This window comes from Kitasatospora aureofaciens (assembly GCF_019192735.1).
Classification (GTDB): Bacteria; Actinomycetota; Actinomycetes; order Streptomycetales; family Streptomycetaceae; genus Kitasatospora; species Kitasatospora aureofaciens_A.
On sequence record NZ_JAHTKP010000015.1, the window covers coordinates 57,056 to 72,235 of the forward strand.

At 73.4% G+C, this 15,180-nt stretch carries 16 protein-coding genes and 1 pseudogene; 6 read left to right on the forward strand and 11 right to left on the reverse strand.

Annotated elements, in window-relative coordinates; translation table 11 throughout:
- Positions 1 to 22 precede the first annotated feature (22 nt).
- The 3 genes from KV557_RS17770 to KV557_RS17780 all read right to left on the reverse strand — a co-directional run bounded on the left by KV557_RS17770 (position 23) and on the right by KV557_RS17780 (position 1,840).
- On the reverse strand, positions 23 to 418 hold the full coding sequence (locus KV557_RS17770; RefSeq protein WP_308129948.1) for a roadblock/LC7 domain-containing protein: 396 nt from the start codon (positions 416 to 418) through the stop codon (positions 23 to 25).
- Positions 419 to 500: 82 nt separating this feature from the next.
- On the reverse strand, positions 501 to 1,460 hold the full coding sequence (locus KV557_RS17775) for a transcriptional regulator (protein ID WP_308129949.1): 960 nt from the start codon (positions 1,458 to 1,460) through the stop codon (positions 501 to 503).
- On the reverse strand, positions 1,457 to 1,840 hold the full coding sequence (locus KV557_RS17780) for a hypothetical protein (protein WP_218201325.1): 384 nt from the start codon (positions 1,838 to 1,840) through the stop codon (positions 1,457 to 1,459). The genes KV557_RS17775 and KV557_RS17780 overlap by 4 nt, the downstream gene beginning before the upstream one ends.
- A gap of 556 nt (positions 1,841 to 2,396) precedes the next feature.
- Here KV557_RS17780 and KV557_RS17785 point away from each other — a divergent pair.
- Complete coding sequence (locus KV557_RS17785) at positions 2,397 to 2,786, forward strand: MazG nucleotide pyrophosphohydrolase domain-containing protein (protein ID WP_218201328.1); 390 nt, start codon at positions 2,397 to 2,399, stop codon at positions 2,784 to 2,786.
- 19 nt (positions 2,787 to 2,805) lie between these two features.
- Here KV557_RS17785 and KV557_RS17790 read toward each other — a convergent pair whose 3' ends face one another.
- The 6 genes from KV557_RS17790 to KV557_RS17815 all read right to left on the reverse strand — a co-directional run bounded on the left by KV557_RS17790 (position 2,806) and on the right by KV557_RS17815 (position 7,965).
- Positions 2,806 to 3,813, reverse strand: coding sequence for an MsnO8 family LLM class oxidoreductase (locus KV557_RS17790; RefSeq protein ID WP_218201330.1), 1,008 nt, complete (start codon positions 3,811 to 3,813; stop codon positions 2,806 to 2,808).
- Positions 3,814 to 4,312: 499 nt separating this feature from the next.
- The gene (locus tag KV557_RS17795) at positions 4,313 to 5,476 is read right to left on the reverse strand and encodes a peptidoglycan-binding protein (protein ID WP_218201334.1); all 1,164 of its coding nucleotides are present in this window, start codon (positions 5,474 to 5,476) and stop codon (positions 4,313 to 4,315) included.
- A 297-nt stretch (positions 5,477 to 5,773) separates the two neighbouring features.
- Positions 5,774 to 6,229 carry a pyridoxamine 5'-phosphate oxidase family protein gene (locus KV557_RS17800; RefSeq protein ID WP_218201336.1) on the reverse strand — a complete coding sequence of 152 codons (456 nt, stop codon included), beginning with the start codon at positions 6,227 to 6,229 and terminating at the stop codon, positions 5,774 to 5,776.
- A gap of 65 nt (positions 6,230 to 6,294) precedes the next feature.
- Positions 6,295 to 6,921: a glyoxalase gene (locus KV557_RS17805; RefSeq protein WP_218201339.1), complete on the reverse strand. Its 627-nt coding sequence runs from the start codon at positions 6,919 to 6,921 to the stop codon at positions 6,295 to 6,297.
- 5 nt (positions 6,922 to 6,926) lie between these two features.
- Positions 6,927 to 7,370, reverse strand: a complete 444-nt coding sequence (locus KV557_RS17810; protein ID WP_218201512.1) for a helix-turn-helix transcriptional regulator — start codon at positions 7,368 to 7,370, stop codon at positions 6,927 to 6,929.
- A gap of 184 nt (positions 7,371 to 7,554) precedes the next feature.
- Entirely contained in the window at positions 7,555 to 7,965 is a 411-nt protein-coding gene (locus KV557_RS17815; protein ID WP_218201341.1) for a VOC family protein, read from the reverse strand.
- A gap of 254 nt (positions 7,966 to 8,219) precedes the next feature.
- On the opposite strand from KV557_RS17815, the gene KV557_RS17820 reads away from it, so the two are divergent.
- Positions 8,220 to 9,458 (forward strand): glycosyltransferase, encoded by a 1,239-nt coding sequence (locus KV557_RS17820; protein ID WP_308129961.1) that lies wholly within the window; start codon positions 8,220 to 8,222, stop codon positions 9,456 to 9,458.
- Positions 9,459 to 9,508: 50 nt separating this feature from the next.
- Here KV557_RS17820 and KV557_RS17825 read toward each other — a convergent pair whose 3' ends face one another.
- Positions 9,509 to 10,597 carry a tetratricopeptide repeat protein gene (locus KV557_RS17825; protein ID WP_308129950.1) on the reverse strand — a complete coding sequence of 363 codons (1,089 nt, stop codon included), beginning with the start codon at positions 10,595 to 10,597 and terminating at the stop codon, positions 9,509 to 9,511.
- Between the two features lie 232 nt (positions 10,598 to 10,829).
- Here KV557_RS17825 and KV557_RS17830 point away from each other — a divergent pair, with 232 nt between their 5' ends.
- Entirely contained in the window at positions 10,830 to 11,786 is a 957-nt protein-coding gene (locus KV557_RS17830) for a hypothetical protein (RefSeq protein WP_218201345.1), read from the forward strand.
- Between the two features lie 15 nt (positions 11,787 to 11,801).
- Here KV557_RS17830 and KV557_RS17835 read toward each other — a convergent pair.
- A pseudogene (locus KV557_RS17835) lies at positions 11,802 to 12,101 on the reverse strand (polysaccharide deacetylase family protein); the annotation flags it as partial.
- A gap of 169 nt (positions 12,102 to 12,270) precedes the next feature.
- On the opposite strand from KV557_RS17835, the gene KV557_RS17840 reads away from it, so the two are divergent.
- Genes KV557_RS17840 through KV557_RS17850 form a run of 3 tightly spaced genes read left to right on the forward strand, consistent with a single transcriptional unit; the run spans position 12,271 to position 15,001 of the window.
- The gene (locus KV557_RS17840) at positions 12,271 to 12,951 is read left to right on the forward strand and encodes a response regulator transcription factor (RefSeq protein WP_218201347.1); all 681 of its coding nucleotides are present in this window, start codon (positions 12,271 to 12,273) and stop codon (positions 12,949 to 12,951) included.
- A complete protein-coding gene (locus KV557_RS17845) occupies positions 12,948 to 14,510 on the forward strand; it encodes a sensor histidine kinase (RefSeq protein ID WP_308129951.1) in 1,563 nt (520 codons plus the stop codon). Before KV557_RS17840 ends, KV557_RS17845 begins: the two co-directional genes overlap by 4 nt.
- A complete protein-coding gene (locus KV557_RS17850; protein ID WP_218201349.1) occupies positions 14,507 to 15,001 on the forward strand; it encodes a GerMN domain-containing protein in 495 nt (164 codons plus the stop codon). Before KV557_RS17845 ends, KV557_RS17850 begins: the two co-directional genes overlap by 4 nt.
- Positions 15,002 to 15,180: the final 179 nt, after the last annotated feature.

The window sequence follows — 15,180 nt, forward strand, 5'->3', positions numbered from 1 at the left end:
AGTGGGTCAAGGGGCTTTGGGGTCAGCCGGCGTCCCTCGGGTCCTTGGGCACGAGGGTGTCGGTGAGCAGCGCGGCGATCCGCTGGGCGGAGCGGCGGGCCTCCAGGTGCAGCCGGCCGACGTTGACGTCCGGGTGCGCCAGCAGCGTGAGCACGCAGCTGGCGCCGGCCGCGTAGGTGGCGATGTAGCCGTGTTCGCCGCGCACCAGGGACTCCCGGAAGTCGCCCTGGCCGGTGGTGTCGGCGAGCCGCTGGGCCAGGGAGAGCGAGGCCGCCGTCATCGCGGCCAGACCCGAGGGCTCGGCCCCGTGGGTGTCGTGCGCGATCAGCAGGCCGTCGACGCTGGCCACCAGGCCGCCCGCGAGGTGCGGGATGCGGTGCTTGACGGCGCGGAGCTCGGCGAGCAGCTCGGTCTCCAAGGCGATCAGTTGTCTCCTTCCGACACGCTGCTTGAGCGCCCGCCTCATCGCCGGGACAGCGGGGTCGCGGGTGGAGAGTGGTTCAAAGTCGGGCCTCCAGGAGGGTTCGGACCCGGGTCAGCAGTGCGATGTCCGGGTCGGGGACGGTCAGCGGGTGGGCCGCTGCCGGGGTCGGCGGGTGGGCGGAGCGGGTGGGGCCGGGTGCCGCGGCGCCGGTGAGGGTGGCGCCGGGAACCCGGCGGTGCAGGCCGCCGGTGCGCCGGGCGGGCGTGGGGGCAGGTTCGGGGTCGCGGGCTTGGCCGGGGGCGGGCGTCGGGGCCGGTGTGGGCGCGGCCGCCGCCGGGGCGTCGAGCAGCCCGGCGGCGGCGAGCCGGCGGACGTCCGCCGTGACGCCGAACCCCGACCGGCCGAGCAGGCGGGCCAGTTCGGCCGGCGTTCTTCGCCCGTCCGCATGGTCGAGCAGCTCTCGCCGGCGGCGACCGGGCGGCCTGCGCGACGGTCGTCGGGCCGCCTCTGACGGGCGTACGGGCGCGGTGTCGAGCTGCGGCCACGGCCAGATGCCGTCCAGCAGCCGCTGCCGGCGTCCGGTCTCCCGGCAGAGCCGTTCGGCGTCGACCGCCGTCACCGGGCCGAGCCAGTGCCGGGCCCCGGTCTCGAACCGCCAGAGGCCGCCGCCGACGTCGGCGAGGACGAAGAACGCGGCGTCGAACAGCGTGCCCAGATGGCCGAGTTCGAGCTCGCCGCGACTGAGCCCGCCCTGTGCGAGGAGCGCCGCCCCGACCCGGGCGTGCGGGCCGTGGACGCGGACGAGGTCCCGCCACTCCTCGGGCGCGATCCGGCCGCAGCCGGTGAGCAGGTCGGCCAGGTCGGGCGCGCGGTCGGACTCGGCGTGGGTCACCAGGCCGTCGGCGAGGTAGAGGCTGCCGAGCGGGCCGCGCAGCGCGCCGGTGGCCCCGCGGGCGGCGAGCAGACCGACGGCCTCGCCCGGGGTGCGCGGAACCGCCGGCGGCAGGACGGCCGTCGGTGCGGCGTGCACGCTCACCCGAGCACCAGTTCCTCGGCCAGCGCCTGGAGCCGGTAGCGGGCGGCGGCGAGGTTGCCCTCCGCCCGGTCCAGCCAGAGGTGCAGGACGAGCCGGCTGTCGAAGACGGTGTCGATGAAGCAGATCAGGTGGTAACTGCGGCCCGCGGTGACGATGATGTCCTGCAGCGGCGAGCGCCGGTCCTCCGCCCCGGTGAAGGTCTGGCTCTCAACGGCCACCCGTACCAGGTCGGTTGTCTCGGCCGCCGCGGTCTCGTGCTCGTCGGCCGGGCTCTCCCCGAGGCTGCCGAGCGCGAGTCCGCTGCTCCAGTCGACCAGGCTCGCGGAGCGGGCGCCGGCGATCGCCATCACTCCGGAGAGGCATTCGTCGATACCCGGCACACCGGCTCCTTTGCGGGGGGGGAGTCTGGGCAGCCGGGCACAGCGCGGCACCGGCCGGACCGCCACCACGAGTGGTGGGTTCGACACGGAAGGCTACTGCCGGATTCCGTATGACGAACATTCCAATGGCATATTCACACCGGTGACGGCCAGTTTCGGCCAAGGTATGACGATGCGTCACATCCAGTGACCCCATGAACCCGCTGGCCCGGACGCCGCTCCCGACGGCCTTCCGCCGGTCACCTGGAACGGGACCTTGGCCGAGAGTCGGCTGAGACGGAGAGTTTCGGCCACCGCGTGCGATAAAGACATGAAGTGGAGGCCATCGGCTCCGGAAACGACGAAGGGGCCCGTTCCGCTGGACGGAACGAGCCCCTTCGGGTGGAGCGCCAGGCCCGGGTTGCACGGACTCTCCCCACTGAAAGTGGGACGTGCTCTGGTAGCACCGCTGACGCCTGAACGAGAGATCATCTTCTCTCGACAGGAAGAACACTAGCAGGTCATCGCACCTGCTCAGAAACCGAGCGGTCAGCGACCGAGCGGAAGGGACGGGGACATGGACCTGGCGGAGCTTCAACGGCTCGCGATGCGGGTGCACGACCGATACGACGAGCTGAATCTGCGGGAGCGGGGGCGGGCGTGGACCCGGGAGGAGTTCATGCTCGGCTTCACGGGCGACGTCGGCGACCTCGCCAAGCTCGTCATGGCACAGGAGGGCGCCCGGGACATGCCCGGCGGGCGCGCCGCCCTGGAGCACGAACTGGCCGACTGCCTCTGGTCGGTGCTGGTACTGGCGGCCCGCTACGAGGTGGACCTCGGGGCGGCGTTCGTCCGGACGATGGCGGAGCTGGAGGCAGGGATCTCCAGCCGGCTGGGCAACGACACCGCGCCGAGTTGCAAGGGCCGGGCCGACAGCGCCCGCAGCAAGGGCAGTAACGCCATGTAGCCCGCGACAGGTTCCCCCTTCAGGACAGGCCGACCGCCTCGGCGAGCAGCCGGTAGGACTCCGTCATCGCCGTCCGGTCGTAGGTGCTCGTGGTGACCAGGTACTCGTCGGCCCCGCTGCGCGCCATCAGCGCGGCGAGGTCGGCGGCGGCCTGCTCCGGGATCCCGGCGATGTGGCCCGCCAGCGACTGCTCGTACGCGGCACGCTCGCGCGCGGTCATCGGCCGGGCGAGGACCTCGGCGGCCGGGGCCAGTGGCGGGAACTCCCCATGCGTCCGCGCGTACGCGCCCGCCCAGGCCTCGGGGACGAGCAGCTCCCGCGCCCGCTCGGCGGTCTCGGCCACCGCGACCGTGCCCGAGAGGACCACGTACGGTTCGGCGGCCTGCGCGGAGGGGCGGAACCGGGTCCGGTAGCGGTCTATGGCCGCGAGCATCCGGTCCTCCCCGCGCGCGGCGGCGATCACCAGTGGCAGCCCGGCGTCGGCCGCCAGGTCGGCGCCCGCGCCGGTGGCCAGCACGAACGCCGGCACGCGCAGGCCCTCGGCCGGGCGGGCGTGGACTCCGCGGTGGGTCTGCTGGGAGCCGTCGAACCAGCCGAGCAACTCGGCCAGCTGGGCGCCGAAGTCGTCCGCTGCGTCCTTCTCCCGGCCCAGCGCCCGCCGCACGCCGTCGGTGAATCCCACCGACCGCCCGAGGCCCATGTCGATCCGCCCCGGGAAGAGGGAGGCCAGCACCCCGAACTGCTCGGCCACCACCATCGGCTGGTGGTTGGGCAGCATGACCCCACCCGTCCCGACCCGGATCCGCGTCGTGGCCGCCGCCACCGCCGCCGCGAGCACCGTCGGCGCCGACCCGGCCACCCCCGGCACCCCATGGTGCTCCGAGACCCAGAACCGGTGGTACCCGAACCGCTCCGCGTCCCGCGCGAACGCCACCGTGTCCCGCAGCGCCTGCGCCGGCTCCTCCCCCTGCCTGGTCCGGGAACGATCCAGCACGGAGAGTCTGAGCGCGGGCTGTGCGGTGGTCACGTCCAGGGACAACACCCGCCCCCGACGCGGGCATTCCCGTCACGCCCGCGCCCCGCGTATTCGCTGTCGCTCCGACCGGCGCCCCCAGGGCAACGCCGGCCAGCTCACCGACGCGACCACGTGCACGACAACCAGCCGCTTGCGCGCCGCCGGCGACAACCGCCGCCCGGCCGGGGACTCGACGGACGAGCGCATCCCCTACCTCCTTCGGTGGATGACCACGAGAGCGCGACCAGACTCCCCTGGTCGCGCCTGCTCGGGCATCTGCCGACGGAAGTAACTACGCCTACGCCCGGGCGAGTACGAACAGCCCCGCCGAAGCAGCCCGGGCACTCCCCTGGCAGTACGTCAGATGCCTTCCCACGTGGGACGACAGAGGTGGTCCGCTCCGGAGAGAGTGATGGCCACCGGGAACGGGGCCGCTGGACCCCGTCCCCAGTCGTCCGACGAAGGGGGCACCACCATGACGACAACCACAGCCACCGCGGTGGCGAACCGCTCAGCCCGTGACGGTGAAGTCGTGGGCCGCGCCGAGGCGCTGGAGGGAGTCGTGGCCGGGGATGCCGTCGGCGTCGGCGGCGGAGTAGCCGCAGCGGCGCTGCCAGGCGGCGTAGGCGGTCACGGTGCTGCTGCCGAACGAGCCGTCCACCCAGCGCTGTTCGAGCAGGCCCTCGTCGGCCAGGGCCTGCTCGACGAGCACGACCTCTGCGCCGTACGTGCGATGGCCCTGCGCGGCGCCGGGGTCGGTCCGGGCGGCCTCGACGACGTGGGCCAGCGCGACCGTGCGCGGGCCGGGGAGGTAGCCGAGCAGCCGGCGGAGCGAGGTCTCCCCCGGGACACCGTCCGCCGCCGGACCGGAGTAGCCCAGACTCCGCTGGTAGTCCGCGTAGTTCTCGGTGTCCGCGTCGGTCCAGTCCGGGCCCGGGCCCGACTGGTAGTGACCGCCGAAGCCGTGCGCCACCAGCGCCTGCCCGACGACGGTGACCTGGTAGCCGTGGGCGCCGTAGCCGTAGTGGAGACCGTTGATGGTCACCTGGTAGCGGGCCGGGGTCGACTCCGGCGGGGACGACGGGGTGCCCGCGAAGTCCGGCCAGGAGCCCGGGTCGGTGTGGTCGTTGTCGGGGACGTGCGCGTGCGCGTACCAGCCGCCACGGGTCTCCCACACCTGTTCGTCGCGGTGGCTGCCGAAGTCGGTGGGCCGGCCCATCGGCCAGACGTCGGGCACGCCCCAGGAGGCGATCCAGGCGTGCAGCCGGTCCCAGCCGACGCACGGGGTGTCGACGAGCCGGGGGTAGACGGTCCCCCAGTGGCGGCAGTACGGGAAGAAGACCGCCTCGATCTGGATGACCACCCGCCCGGCCCGGTTGGTGTGGGTCGGACTCTCGGGCGGGCTCAGCAGGCTCTTGGAGCGCGAGTCGGCCGGGAACAGCTGCGCTATGCGTCCGCTGAACGGGTCCCAGATGAGGTGCGGTGCGTCGCCGGCGCCGCTGGTGGTGAAGTAGTTCACCAGGTCGTCGAACGTGCACCAGTCCTGCGGGGCGGCGGCGGTGGCGTTGCGGTCCCAGGTGATGTGCGCGATCGCCTTCGGCGGGTACTGCTGGTCGGTGGGGGCGTGGTCGCCGAGGTCGTGGATCTCGGCGCCGGGCAGCCACAGCTCTGGCATGCGGTCTCCTCCGAACGGAGTACGGACGTCGCTGCCCTTATCGGCAGGTCCACGCCCAAAGATGACCCCTACGGGGGCATGCGAAACGTCGAACCGCCCACGCCCGCCTACCCGTTCGATCCGGAGACGGGTATTCGTCCGTCCGTACGGCCCACACGCCCCTCTGGGCGCACGCCAGGCCGCACTGCGCCCTGCCCGCACACGGATCGACGACCCTCAGCAGGGCCGTGCGGACGGCGAACAGCCCCAGCCCCGCCCCCAGCCCCGGACCCGTCCGTCCGTCCGTCCGTGCGACAGTCAGCCGAGCCAGCGGCCGTCGCGCATGAGGTCGCGTCCCCGCAGCTCGTTCGCCTCCCGCCAGGCCTGGATGCGCTGCGGCCGGATCCGGAAGTACTGGTAGGGCTCGTCGAGTTCGCGCGGGTCGAACCCGGTCCTGGCCGCGAACGCGTCGCCCGTCTGCCGGCCGAGGTCGGCGGTGTCCACCGGCTCGGCGGTGCCGTCGACGATGACGACGTCGCGCGTCGGGCCGAGGCTGAGGCGCACCCGGCCGTCCGCCAGCAGGTTGCGGCCGGTGGCCGAGGCGCGCGGCGTCGAGACGAGGAAGGCGGTCCCGTCCCAGAGGTACGAGAGCGGGATGAGGTGGACGCCGCCCGGGGCGCCCGACGTCCCGACCCAGAGGTCGACGTCGCCCTCCAGTCTCGCGCGAGTGTCCCGCCGCCTCTCCTCAAGCCCACGCGGCGGCGCGCTCGTCATGCTTCCTCCAGCCGGTTCGTGCAGTCGGTCGGTCATCGGTCGGTGAGGCGGGCAGCGGTCGCGCATCAGGGCGTGGGCACCGGCGCCGCGGCCTCCCAGGCGAACCCGTCCGGGTCGGTGAACGGCCCGGCGGCGCCGGTGATCGCGAGCCGGTGCGAGCCGGTGCCGTCGGGAGCGACCCCGGCGTCCTTGGCCAGGGCACGGCGCCGGTACAGCGCCAGCTTGACGGGGCTCGACCCGGCCTCGAACTCGACGTACATGCGGCCGAAGCTCTTCGCCACGGTGAGGCCTCGGTCGAGGTAGAACCGCTTGCTCGCCGCCACGTCCTCGACTCCCAGCAGGAGCACGATGTCGTCGATCTGCCGGGTGGCCGGGCCGGTGTCCTTCTTCGCCGAGGTCGCGATCTTCCAGATCGCGCCGTCCGGGGCCTGGACGACGCCGCCGTAGCCCCAGAGCGACTTCGCGACGGGCTTCAGCGTCGTGGCGCCGGCTTCGAGGGCAGCGTCGATGAGGCCGTTGACGGTGGCCGGCTGGGACACCGTGAGCGACAGCGTGTACCCGCGGAAGCCGGTCGTCGGTTCCTGCGAGGCCCGCAGGCGCAGCTGCGTGTCCAGACCGAAGGCGGTGGTGTAGAAGCGGTCGGCGGCCGTGGGATCGGCCACGTCGAGGGTGATGGATTCGATGGAGTTCATGGCCATCACGCTATTTGCAGCTGGGTGACCGGTGCTTCTTGAATCCTGATCGGTCTGGCCGCCTGTTGCGCCGCAGCGCCCGAAGTGCAACCCCGGTAGGCGCCGGGCGGCATGCCGACCAGTTCGGTGAAGCGGGCACTGAAGATGCCCAGCGTTGGACAGCCGACCGCGAAGCAGACCTCGGCGACGCCGAGGTCGCCACGACGCAGGAATGCCGTCGCGCGCTCGATGCGACGCGCCATCAGGTACGCGTACGGCGACTGGCCGTAGGCGAGCCGGAACTCGCGACTGAGGTGCCCGGCCGCCATGTTCACACCGTGGGCGAGCGCCTCGATGTCCAGCGGCTGTGCGTACTCCCGGTCGATCCGGTCGCGCACGCGGCGCAGCCGCGCGAGGTCGTTCAGGCGCTGCGCCGCGGCACGTGCGCGCGCCCACGCGGGGTGACACATGAGAGAACTCCTGTCATCGATGTACGCGAGCACCTGGATCACACGCCGAGCGGGCGGCAAGACAGGCGGCAGGACAGGCGGCAGGACAGGCGGCAACGTGCTCGCCGGCGAGGGTGGACCAGACGGCTGGTCGAGCAAACGGCTGGTCGAGCAGACGGCTGCGGCCCGATCACGACCGGACGGTTCAGCGAACCTCCTGGATGCGGACCATGTTGCCCGCGGGATCGCGGAAGGCGCAGTCGCGGACACCGTACGGCTGCTGCATCGGCTCCTGGACGACCTCGGCGTTCTTGGCCTGCACCTTCTCGAAGGTGCCGTCGAGGTCCCGGGTGGCCAGCAGGATCCAGCCGTAGGTGCCCTTGGCCATCATCTCGGCGATGGTGCGGCGCTCGTCCTCGGTGATCACGGGGTCGGCGGCCGGCGGCGCCAGGAGGATGGACGTGCCGGGCTGGCCGGCGGGCCCGACCGTGATCCAGCGCATCTTGCCGTGCCCGACGTCGCTGCGGACCTCGAAGCCGAGGACGTCACGGTAGAAGGCCAGGGACGCGTCCGGGTCCTCATGCGGGAGGACGGTCGTGTGAATGGTGATATCCATGGCGGTCATGCTAGGTGCGGCGCCGTGACCGCGCTTCTCGATTCCTGACCCGGTTCATGCCGGTTCACGCCAGTTCATGCCGGTTCATGCCGGTTCACGCCGGTTCACGGAAGCGGACGCCCGCGAGCGCCACTCCCCGCCGTGATCAACATATAACGCACTGGGGGCCTTGCGGCAAGGCCCTGGTGGTGGCGCAGAATCGTCGGCCGAGGCCGGAACTCAGGCCGGAACTTACGGAAACGGGGATGCGCAAAGTGCGTGTGTTGTTGTCGACGTATGGCTCGCGCGGGGACGTCGAACCGCTGGTGGAACTCGCGGTGCAGTTGCAGGCACTCGGCGCGGAGGTGCGGGTGTGCGCGCCGCCGGACGAGGACTTCGTGGAGCTGCTTGCCCGTGTCGGCCTGCCGGTGGTGCCGATCGGCCGGCCGATGCGAACGATGGTGCGGCCGTCGTCGGCGGCCGAAGCGGGGCGGCGCGTGGCCGAGTTCGCCGCGCAGTTCGACGCGGTGGCCGCGGCGGCCGAGGGGTGCGACGCGCTCCTGGCGTCCGGCCTCGCGCACTTCGCCTCGCGGTCGGTGGCGGAGAAGCTGGGCATCCCCTACATGTACGTGACCTTCTGTCCGTTCATGCTGCCGTCGCCCCACCACGCGCCGCCGCCGGCGCTGTTGCCGGGCCAGTCGGTCCCGCCGGAGGGGACCGACAACCGGGTGCTGTGGGACCTGAACGCCCAGATGTTCAACACGCTGCACGGCGAGGCGCTCAACGCCCACCGGGCGTCGGTGGGCCTGCCACCGGTGGACAGCGTCCGCGACTTCATCTTCACCGACCGGCCGTGGCTGGCCACGGACCCGGTCCTGGGCCCGTGGCAGGAGACCCCGGACCTCGACGTCGTCCACACCGGCGCGTGGATCCTGCCGGACGAACGCCCGCTGCCGGCCGACCTGGTGGCGTTCCTGGACGCCGGCGCGCCACCGGTGTACGTCGGCCTCGGCAGCACGCGCCACGTCTCGGAGAACGCCGCCCGGGTGGCCATCGAGGCGGTCCGCGCGCAGGGCCACCGCGTCGTCGTCGGGCGCGGCTGGGCGGACCTGGCCCTGATCGACGACCGGGACGACTGCTTCGCCGTCGGCGAGGTCAACCAGCAGGCACTGTTCGCCCGGGTGGCCGCCGTCGTGCACCACGGCGGCGCGGGCACGACGACGACGGCCGCCCGGGCCGGCGCTCCCCAGGTGGTGGTGCCCCAGGGAGCCGACCAGCCGTACTGGGCCGACCGGGTGGCCGACCTGGGCATCGGCGCGGCCCACGACGGTTCGGCCGCGACCACCGAGTCCCTGTCGGCCGCGCTCAGGACGGCCCTGGCCCCCGAGACGCGCGCACGGGCAACCGCCGTGGCCGGCACGATCCGCACCGACGGCGCGGCCGTGGCCGCGAAGCTGCTGCTCGACTCGGTCAGCCGCGAAACGGCGGAGGCGGACCCGGACAACGCGGCCTGACCGGTGGGCGCGGTGACCGGAGCCCTGTCCGGTCACCGCGCGCTCGGCGCTCAGGCGCGCATCGCCGCGCGCTCGAACCACACGGTGAGCAGGGTCGGCACCAGCGCCACCCAGAACAGCACCTGGGGGACGCTCCGTTCGGACCACGGCACGGTCACGATGACGACGCCGGTGAAGGTGCACCACGCCGACTGCCCGACGACCAGCCGCGCCCAGCCGACCCGCCGCACCAGCGACCACAGGCCCTGCTTCACCCCGCTCCGCATCCGCCGGTAGCGGCGCCAGGCGCCGAAGCCCCAGACGGCGGCCATCAGGGCGAGCGCGTAGAGCCGGGTGCCGAGCGGGCCGGGCAGGGCGGTGGGGTCGTCGCCGGTCGGGAAGAGCCGAGCGGCGAGGGCCGCGATCACCAGGCAGACCAGCGCGAGCCAGCGGGTGCCGCGCAGCATCCGGAACACCGCCGCGTCCAGGCCCTTGCGCAGCCCGTCGGCCTGCGGGTCGGCGGCGAGCGCGGTGGCGTACGCCTCGGCGGCGGCCGGGAGCTTGGCGCCCGCGCCGGTCAGCGGCGGCGCGGCGGCGGCCCACGCGGCGTCGTCGGCCCGGTCCTTGAGGGCCCAGGCGTTCTGGGGGTCGATGCGGAGGGCCTCGCGTACCGCCTGCCGCCGCACGTCGACACGGCCGTTCAGCAACGCGGCCTTCCACAGCGCGTAGTGCGCACCGACCGAGTCCGGGCCGAGCCGGACGGCGGTCGCCGCCGCGTCGAACGCCTCGGGCCAGCGCGGCTGCCAGGCGCCCAGGGCCTCCGAGAGAGCCGCGTAGCCCTGCCAGCGCTGCGGCTCGATCCGGATCGCCTCGTGGGCCTCGGCCAGCGCCTCGTCCGGCCGGAGGAGGCGACGCATCCCGTACGCGCGCAGCCAGTGGGCATCGAAGTGCTCCGGGTCGAGGGCCAGCGCCTCGCCGGTGGCGGTGAGCAGGTCCTCGTGGTCCCCGAGCGACCAGTGGCAGCTGGCGAGGTGCACCCAGCCCTGGACATCGGTCGGGTCCTCGGCGAGCCGCCGGGCGAGCAGCGCGCGGGCGTCGTCGTAGCGGCCGAGGTCCATCAGGGCGGACGCCTGCACGACGAGCGGGTGCGGTGCGGTCACGGTTTCCGGGCCTTCTTCAGGTGGGCGGGCAACTCGTCGTACGTGCCGCCCTCGTTGGCGACCACCCTACGAATCGCCCGTGAGCCCCCGTCAACCAGGTCCCCGTCCGCGCTCGTCCCGTGGGCGTCCGAAAGGTGTCGCAGTTCCGTTCCCGTTTTCGTCGGTGGGGCTCCGAAATGGTGGAGATTCCGGGATGGTGGTGTCAACGACTCGTGCGGTGGGGGGAGTTGGCATGGGGGACGGTCAGGAACTGGTGACTGCCGTGGTCGAGGCTCTGGTCCGGGCGCCGGGAACGGTGGTGGCGGAGCTCGTGCGGACGCGGTTGCGGGCGGTGCCCGGGGGCGGGGAGGCGGTGGACGCGATCGAGGCGAGGCCGGCGGATCCGCAGACGCGGGCCGGGTTGGCCGCCGTCGTCGGGCAACTGCTCGCCGAGGACCCGGCGTTCGCCCGGTATCTGCTCACCGAGCTCGGCCGGCCCAAGGACCCTCCGACGGTCCACCTGCGCGTCACCCTGCCCGCCGCCACCCGCCGGAGCACCGGCGGCATCCTGGTGACGCTCGCCCTGGTGGTGGTCGCCGCGCTGGTCGCGCTCGGGATCAATCTCGGCAACCGGCCGCTCCTCCAGCCCGGTGTGCACGGCTTCGCCCACGCCGTGACGGCGTTGCGCGAACCCGCCCAGGCGCAGGGCGTCCTGCCCGATATCCAGGCGATGCCGGGCGGCTGGCAGATCGAGACCGGGCCGCACGCCGGGACCAGTACGTCGGACGACGTCCCGTGCTTCGTCCGGGACGCCTGCGACCAGCAACTCGCCTACGCCACCGTGAACTTCCGCGCGGGCTCGCGGCACAGCGTGGAGTTCACCGTGGTCACCTTCGCCTCCCCCGGGACCGCCGGGCGGGCCTTCGACACGATGCTCGGCAGCGTGGGCGGCGCCGACGCCACCGCCGCCGTCCCGCTGCCCCCGATCGGCGACCAGAGCGCCGCCCGCACCCACGGTTCGCAGGGCGCGGAGGCCCTGGTCCGGGTCGGCACCACGCTGCTCTACGTCCGGGACTCCGGCCCGGGCGCCTCCGCCGCCGCCGCCGATGTCCCCGTCCTGGCGGTGTTCGCCCAGCTCCTGGCCACCCGCTCCCAGCAGGCCCAGGACGGCCAGGTCCCCGACGCCGCAGCCCCGGGCACGATCACCTGATCAAAGCACGTCGGGTCACCGCTTCGGGAAGCTGAAGGCGTACCCGTTGTCCTTGAGCCAGGGAAGGAGCTGTTCGAGGGCGTCGAGGGTCTGGCTGCGGTTCCCGCCGCCATTGTGCAGGAGGACCGTCGGGCCGCGGCGCAACTGGGCCTTCGCGGTCTCGACGATCCGCTCGACCCCGGGGCGTTCGAAGTCGCGGGTGTCGACGTTCCAGCCGAGCAGCCGCATGCCGTGGGCGGCGGCGATCTGGCGGCTCTCGGGCGTGAACGCGCCGCCGGGGGCGCGGCAGTACGGCACCGGGGCGCCGCCGGTGGCGTCCTTCCAGTGACCCCGGGCTCGGGTCCACCACCGTCTGCCGTGCACGTGCGGGGCCTGTGAGCTGCGCATGAGCGTTTCGCAACGGTGTTTGAGCGTTTCGCAACGAACCCGCCGCCCACCCCGTGCCTGGCCGATCCCGGCTCCGGCGGCCCGGATACTGGCAGGCATGTCACGAGTACTACTGATCGAGGACGACGCCTCGGTGCGCGACGCACTCGCCCTGGGCCTGCGCCGCCAGGGCCACGAGGTGCGTACCGCCGCGTCGGGCGAGGCGGGGCTGGAGCAGGCCCGCCGCGAGCCGCCGGAGATCGTGGTGCTCGACCTGATGCTGCCGGGCATCGACGGCTTCGAGGTGTGCCGCCGCCTGCGCCGGGACCGGCCGACCCCGGTGATCATGCTGACCGCCCGCGGGGACGACGTCGACACCGTGCTCGGCCTGGAGGCCGGGGCCGACGACTACGTGATCAAGCCCGCGCAGTCCCGCGTGCTGGACGCCCGGATCCGGGCGGTGCTGCGCCGCACCGACGCCCCCGGCCCCGAGCCGGTCCGGGAGGTGCACGGCGACCTGGTTCTGGACCGGGCTGCGCTGACCGTCACCAAAAACGGCGCCCCGCTCCCCCTGGCACCGGGCGACCTGCGGCTGCTGCTTGAACTGGCCACCGCGCCCGGCCGCGTGTTCAGCCGCGAGCAGCTCCTGGAGTCGGTGTGGGGGCTCGGCCGCCGGGACGACATCCGCCTCGTGGACGCCGGGGTGAACCGGCTGCGCACCAATATCGAGGACAGCCCGGCCGCGCCACGCTACATCCAGGCGGTCCGCGGCTTCGGCTACCGCTTCGGACCGCTGTGAACACCCCACCGTCGGCCGCGGAGCAGCCCGCCGACCCGTCCGGACCGGCCAATCCGTCCACGCCGTCCGACCCCTCCAGACCCGACACTCCCGGCAAGCACCGGCTGCTCCGCCTGCGCCGCGCCGTCGCCGGGCTGCGGCCCCGCATGCTCGCCGCGTTCGTCGCCGTCGCCGCCATCAGCGCACTCGCCACCGCCACCCTCACCTACCGGGCCGCGACCAACTCCACCCTCGACCTCACCCAGGACACCACCCTGGACGAGCTGCGCCGGCGCATCGACGTCCTCGCCCCCGCCCTGCCCTTCCCGCCGACCCAGGCTGAACTCAACCGCCTCGCAGGACAGTTGTCCGGCACCGGCGGGTTCCGCGACTGGCGCGTCCTGGCCGCGTACGGGACGACCCACTCCGAGTGGACCCAGCCCGTCACCGTCCCACCCACCCTGCAGAGCACCGTCGGCGCCGGCCACGCCGCGTTCCAGCGCTTCACCGCCGACGGCCACCCCTGGCTCGCCGCCGGCGTCCCGGTCACCAACGCGACCACCGGACCGATCGGATCGGGCACCCCCTCCGGACTGACCGTCTACGCGATCCTCCCCCTCGACCGTGAACAGGGCGCCGCCAACGAGGTGCTCGCCGGAGCCGCCGGAGCCGGCGTGTTCGCCGCCGTCCTCGCCGCCGGTCTCGCCCTGCTCGCCGCCCGGCAGGTGCTGCGCCCGGTCCGCGCCCTCGGCGACGCCGCCCGCGCCCTCGCCCAGGGCCGGCTCGACACCCGCCTGACCGTCACCGGCCACGACGAACTCGCCCAGCTCTCCAAGACGTTCAACCACACCGCCCGCACCCTCCAGGGCACCATCGAGGAACTGCGCGCCGTCGAGAGCCAGGGCCGGCAGTTCGCCGCCGACGTCTCCCACGAGCTGCGCACCCCGCTCGCCGCGATGCTCGCCGTCACCGACATCCTCGACGAGGACGCCGAACACCTCCCCGCCGACACCGCCACCGCCCTGCGCATGATCAGCAACGAGACCATCCGCCTCACCCGGCTCGTCAACGACCTCATCGAGATCTCCCGCCTCGACGCCGGCGCCGCCCCGCTGCGCACCGAGGCCATCGACGCGGCGGCCGCCGTCCGCGAGACCCTCGACCTGCGTGGCTGGAGCGACCGGGTCGACGTCGACCTGCCCGCCACCCTGCCCACCCGGCTCGACCCACGGCGCTTCGACGTCATCGTCGCCAACCTCGTCGGCAACGCGCTGCGCCACGGCCGCCCGCCCGTCCGGCTGCACCTGACCACCCACGGGGACGACACCGACGGCGACCTCGTGCTCACCGTCACCGACCGCGGACCCGGCATCCCGCCCACCGAACTCCCGCACCTCTTCGACCGGTTCTACAAGGCCGACAAGGCCCGCACCCGCTCCGAGGGCAGCGGGCTCGGGCTCGCCATCGCCCAGGAGAACGCCCGCCTGCACGGCGGCATCATCGAAGCCGCCAACTCCCCTGCGGGCGGTGCGGTGTTCACCCTCGTCCTGCCCCGCGGAACCGCCTCGGAGGACCAGTGACCGTCCACCAACCAGTGACCGTCCGCCGCCTCGCCGCCTCGGCGGCCCTCCTCCTGCTGACCTGCGGCTGCTCGATCCCGAGCACAGGACCGGTCCGCAGCGGCCTGGCCGCCACCGGCATCCAGCCCGGCACCCGCCTCTACTTCCCCGGCCAGCAGGGCATCCGCCTGGCCATCCGCCCCGGCACCCGGCGCGAGGACCTCCAGCAGACCCTCGACACCCTGCTCGCCGGCCCCGACCGGGCCGAGCAACGCACCGGCCTCTACAGCGAGTTGCCCATCACCGGCCGCATCCAGGCCACCGCCGCCCCCGGCACCGTCACTCTCCGCCTGTCCTGGCCCGCCGCCTCCCTCAGCACCACCGCCATCCAGCAACTCGTCTGCACGACCGAGGACGCTCCCGCCGCCGGTCCACCGCCCCGCGTGGCCATCGTCAGCAGTGACGCCCCCGGCGCGATCCAGCAACAATGCGATCTTCACCGCGACGGCTGACCCCAAACCGCCGACCGGTCCGACTTCACTCCTTCCGGTGAAGGAAAGCCCGGCATCCCCCACAACTCGACTGTCGTCACGAATAGTTGGTGAACCCACTGGGCAGGGTGCCCAGTTGGGGCCCACACCTCCTGGGCACCGCACACGTATCGGGCTGTCGGACGTCATGGAAGGGAGCC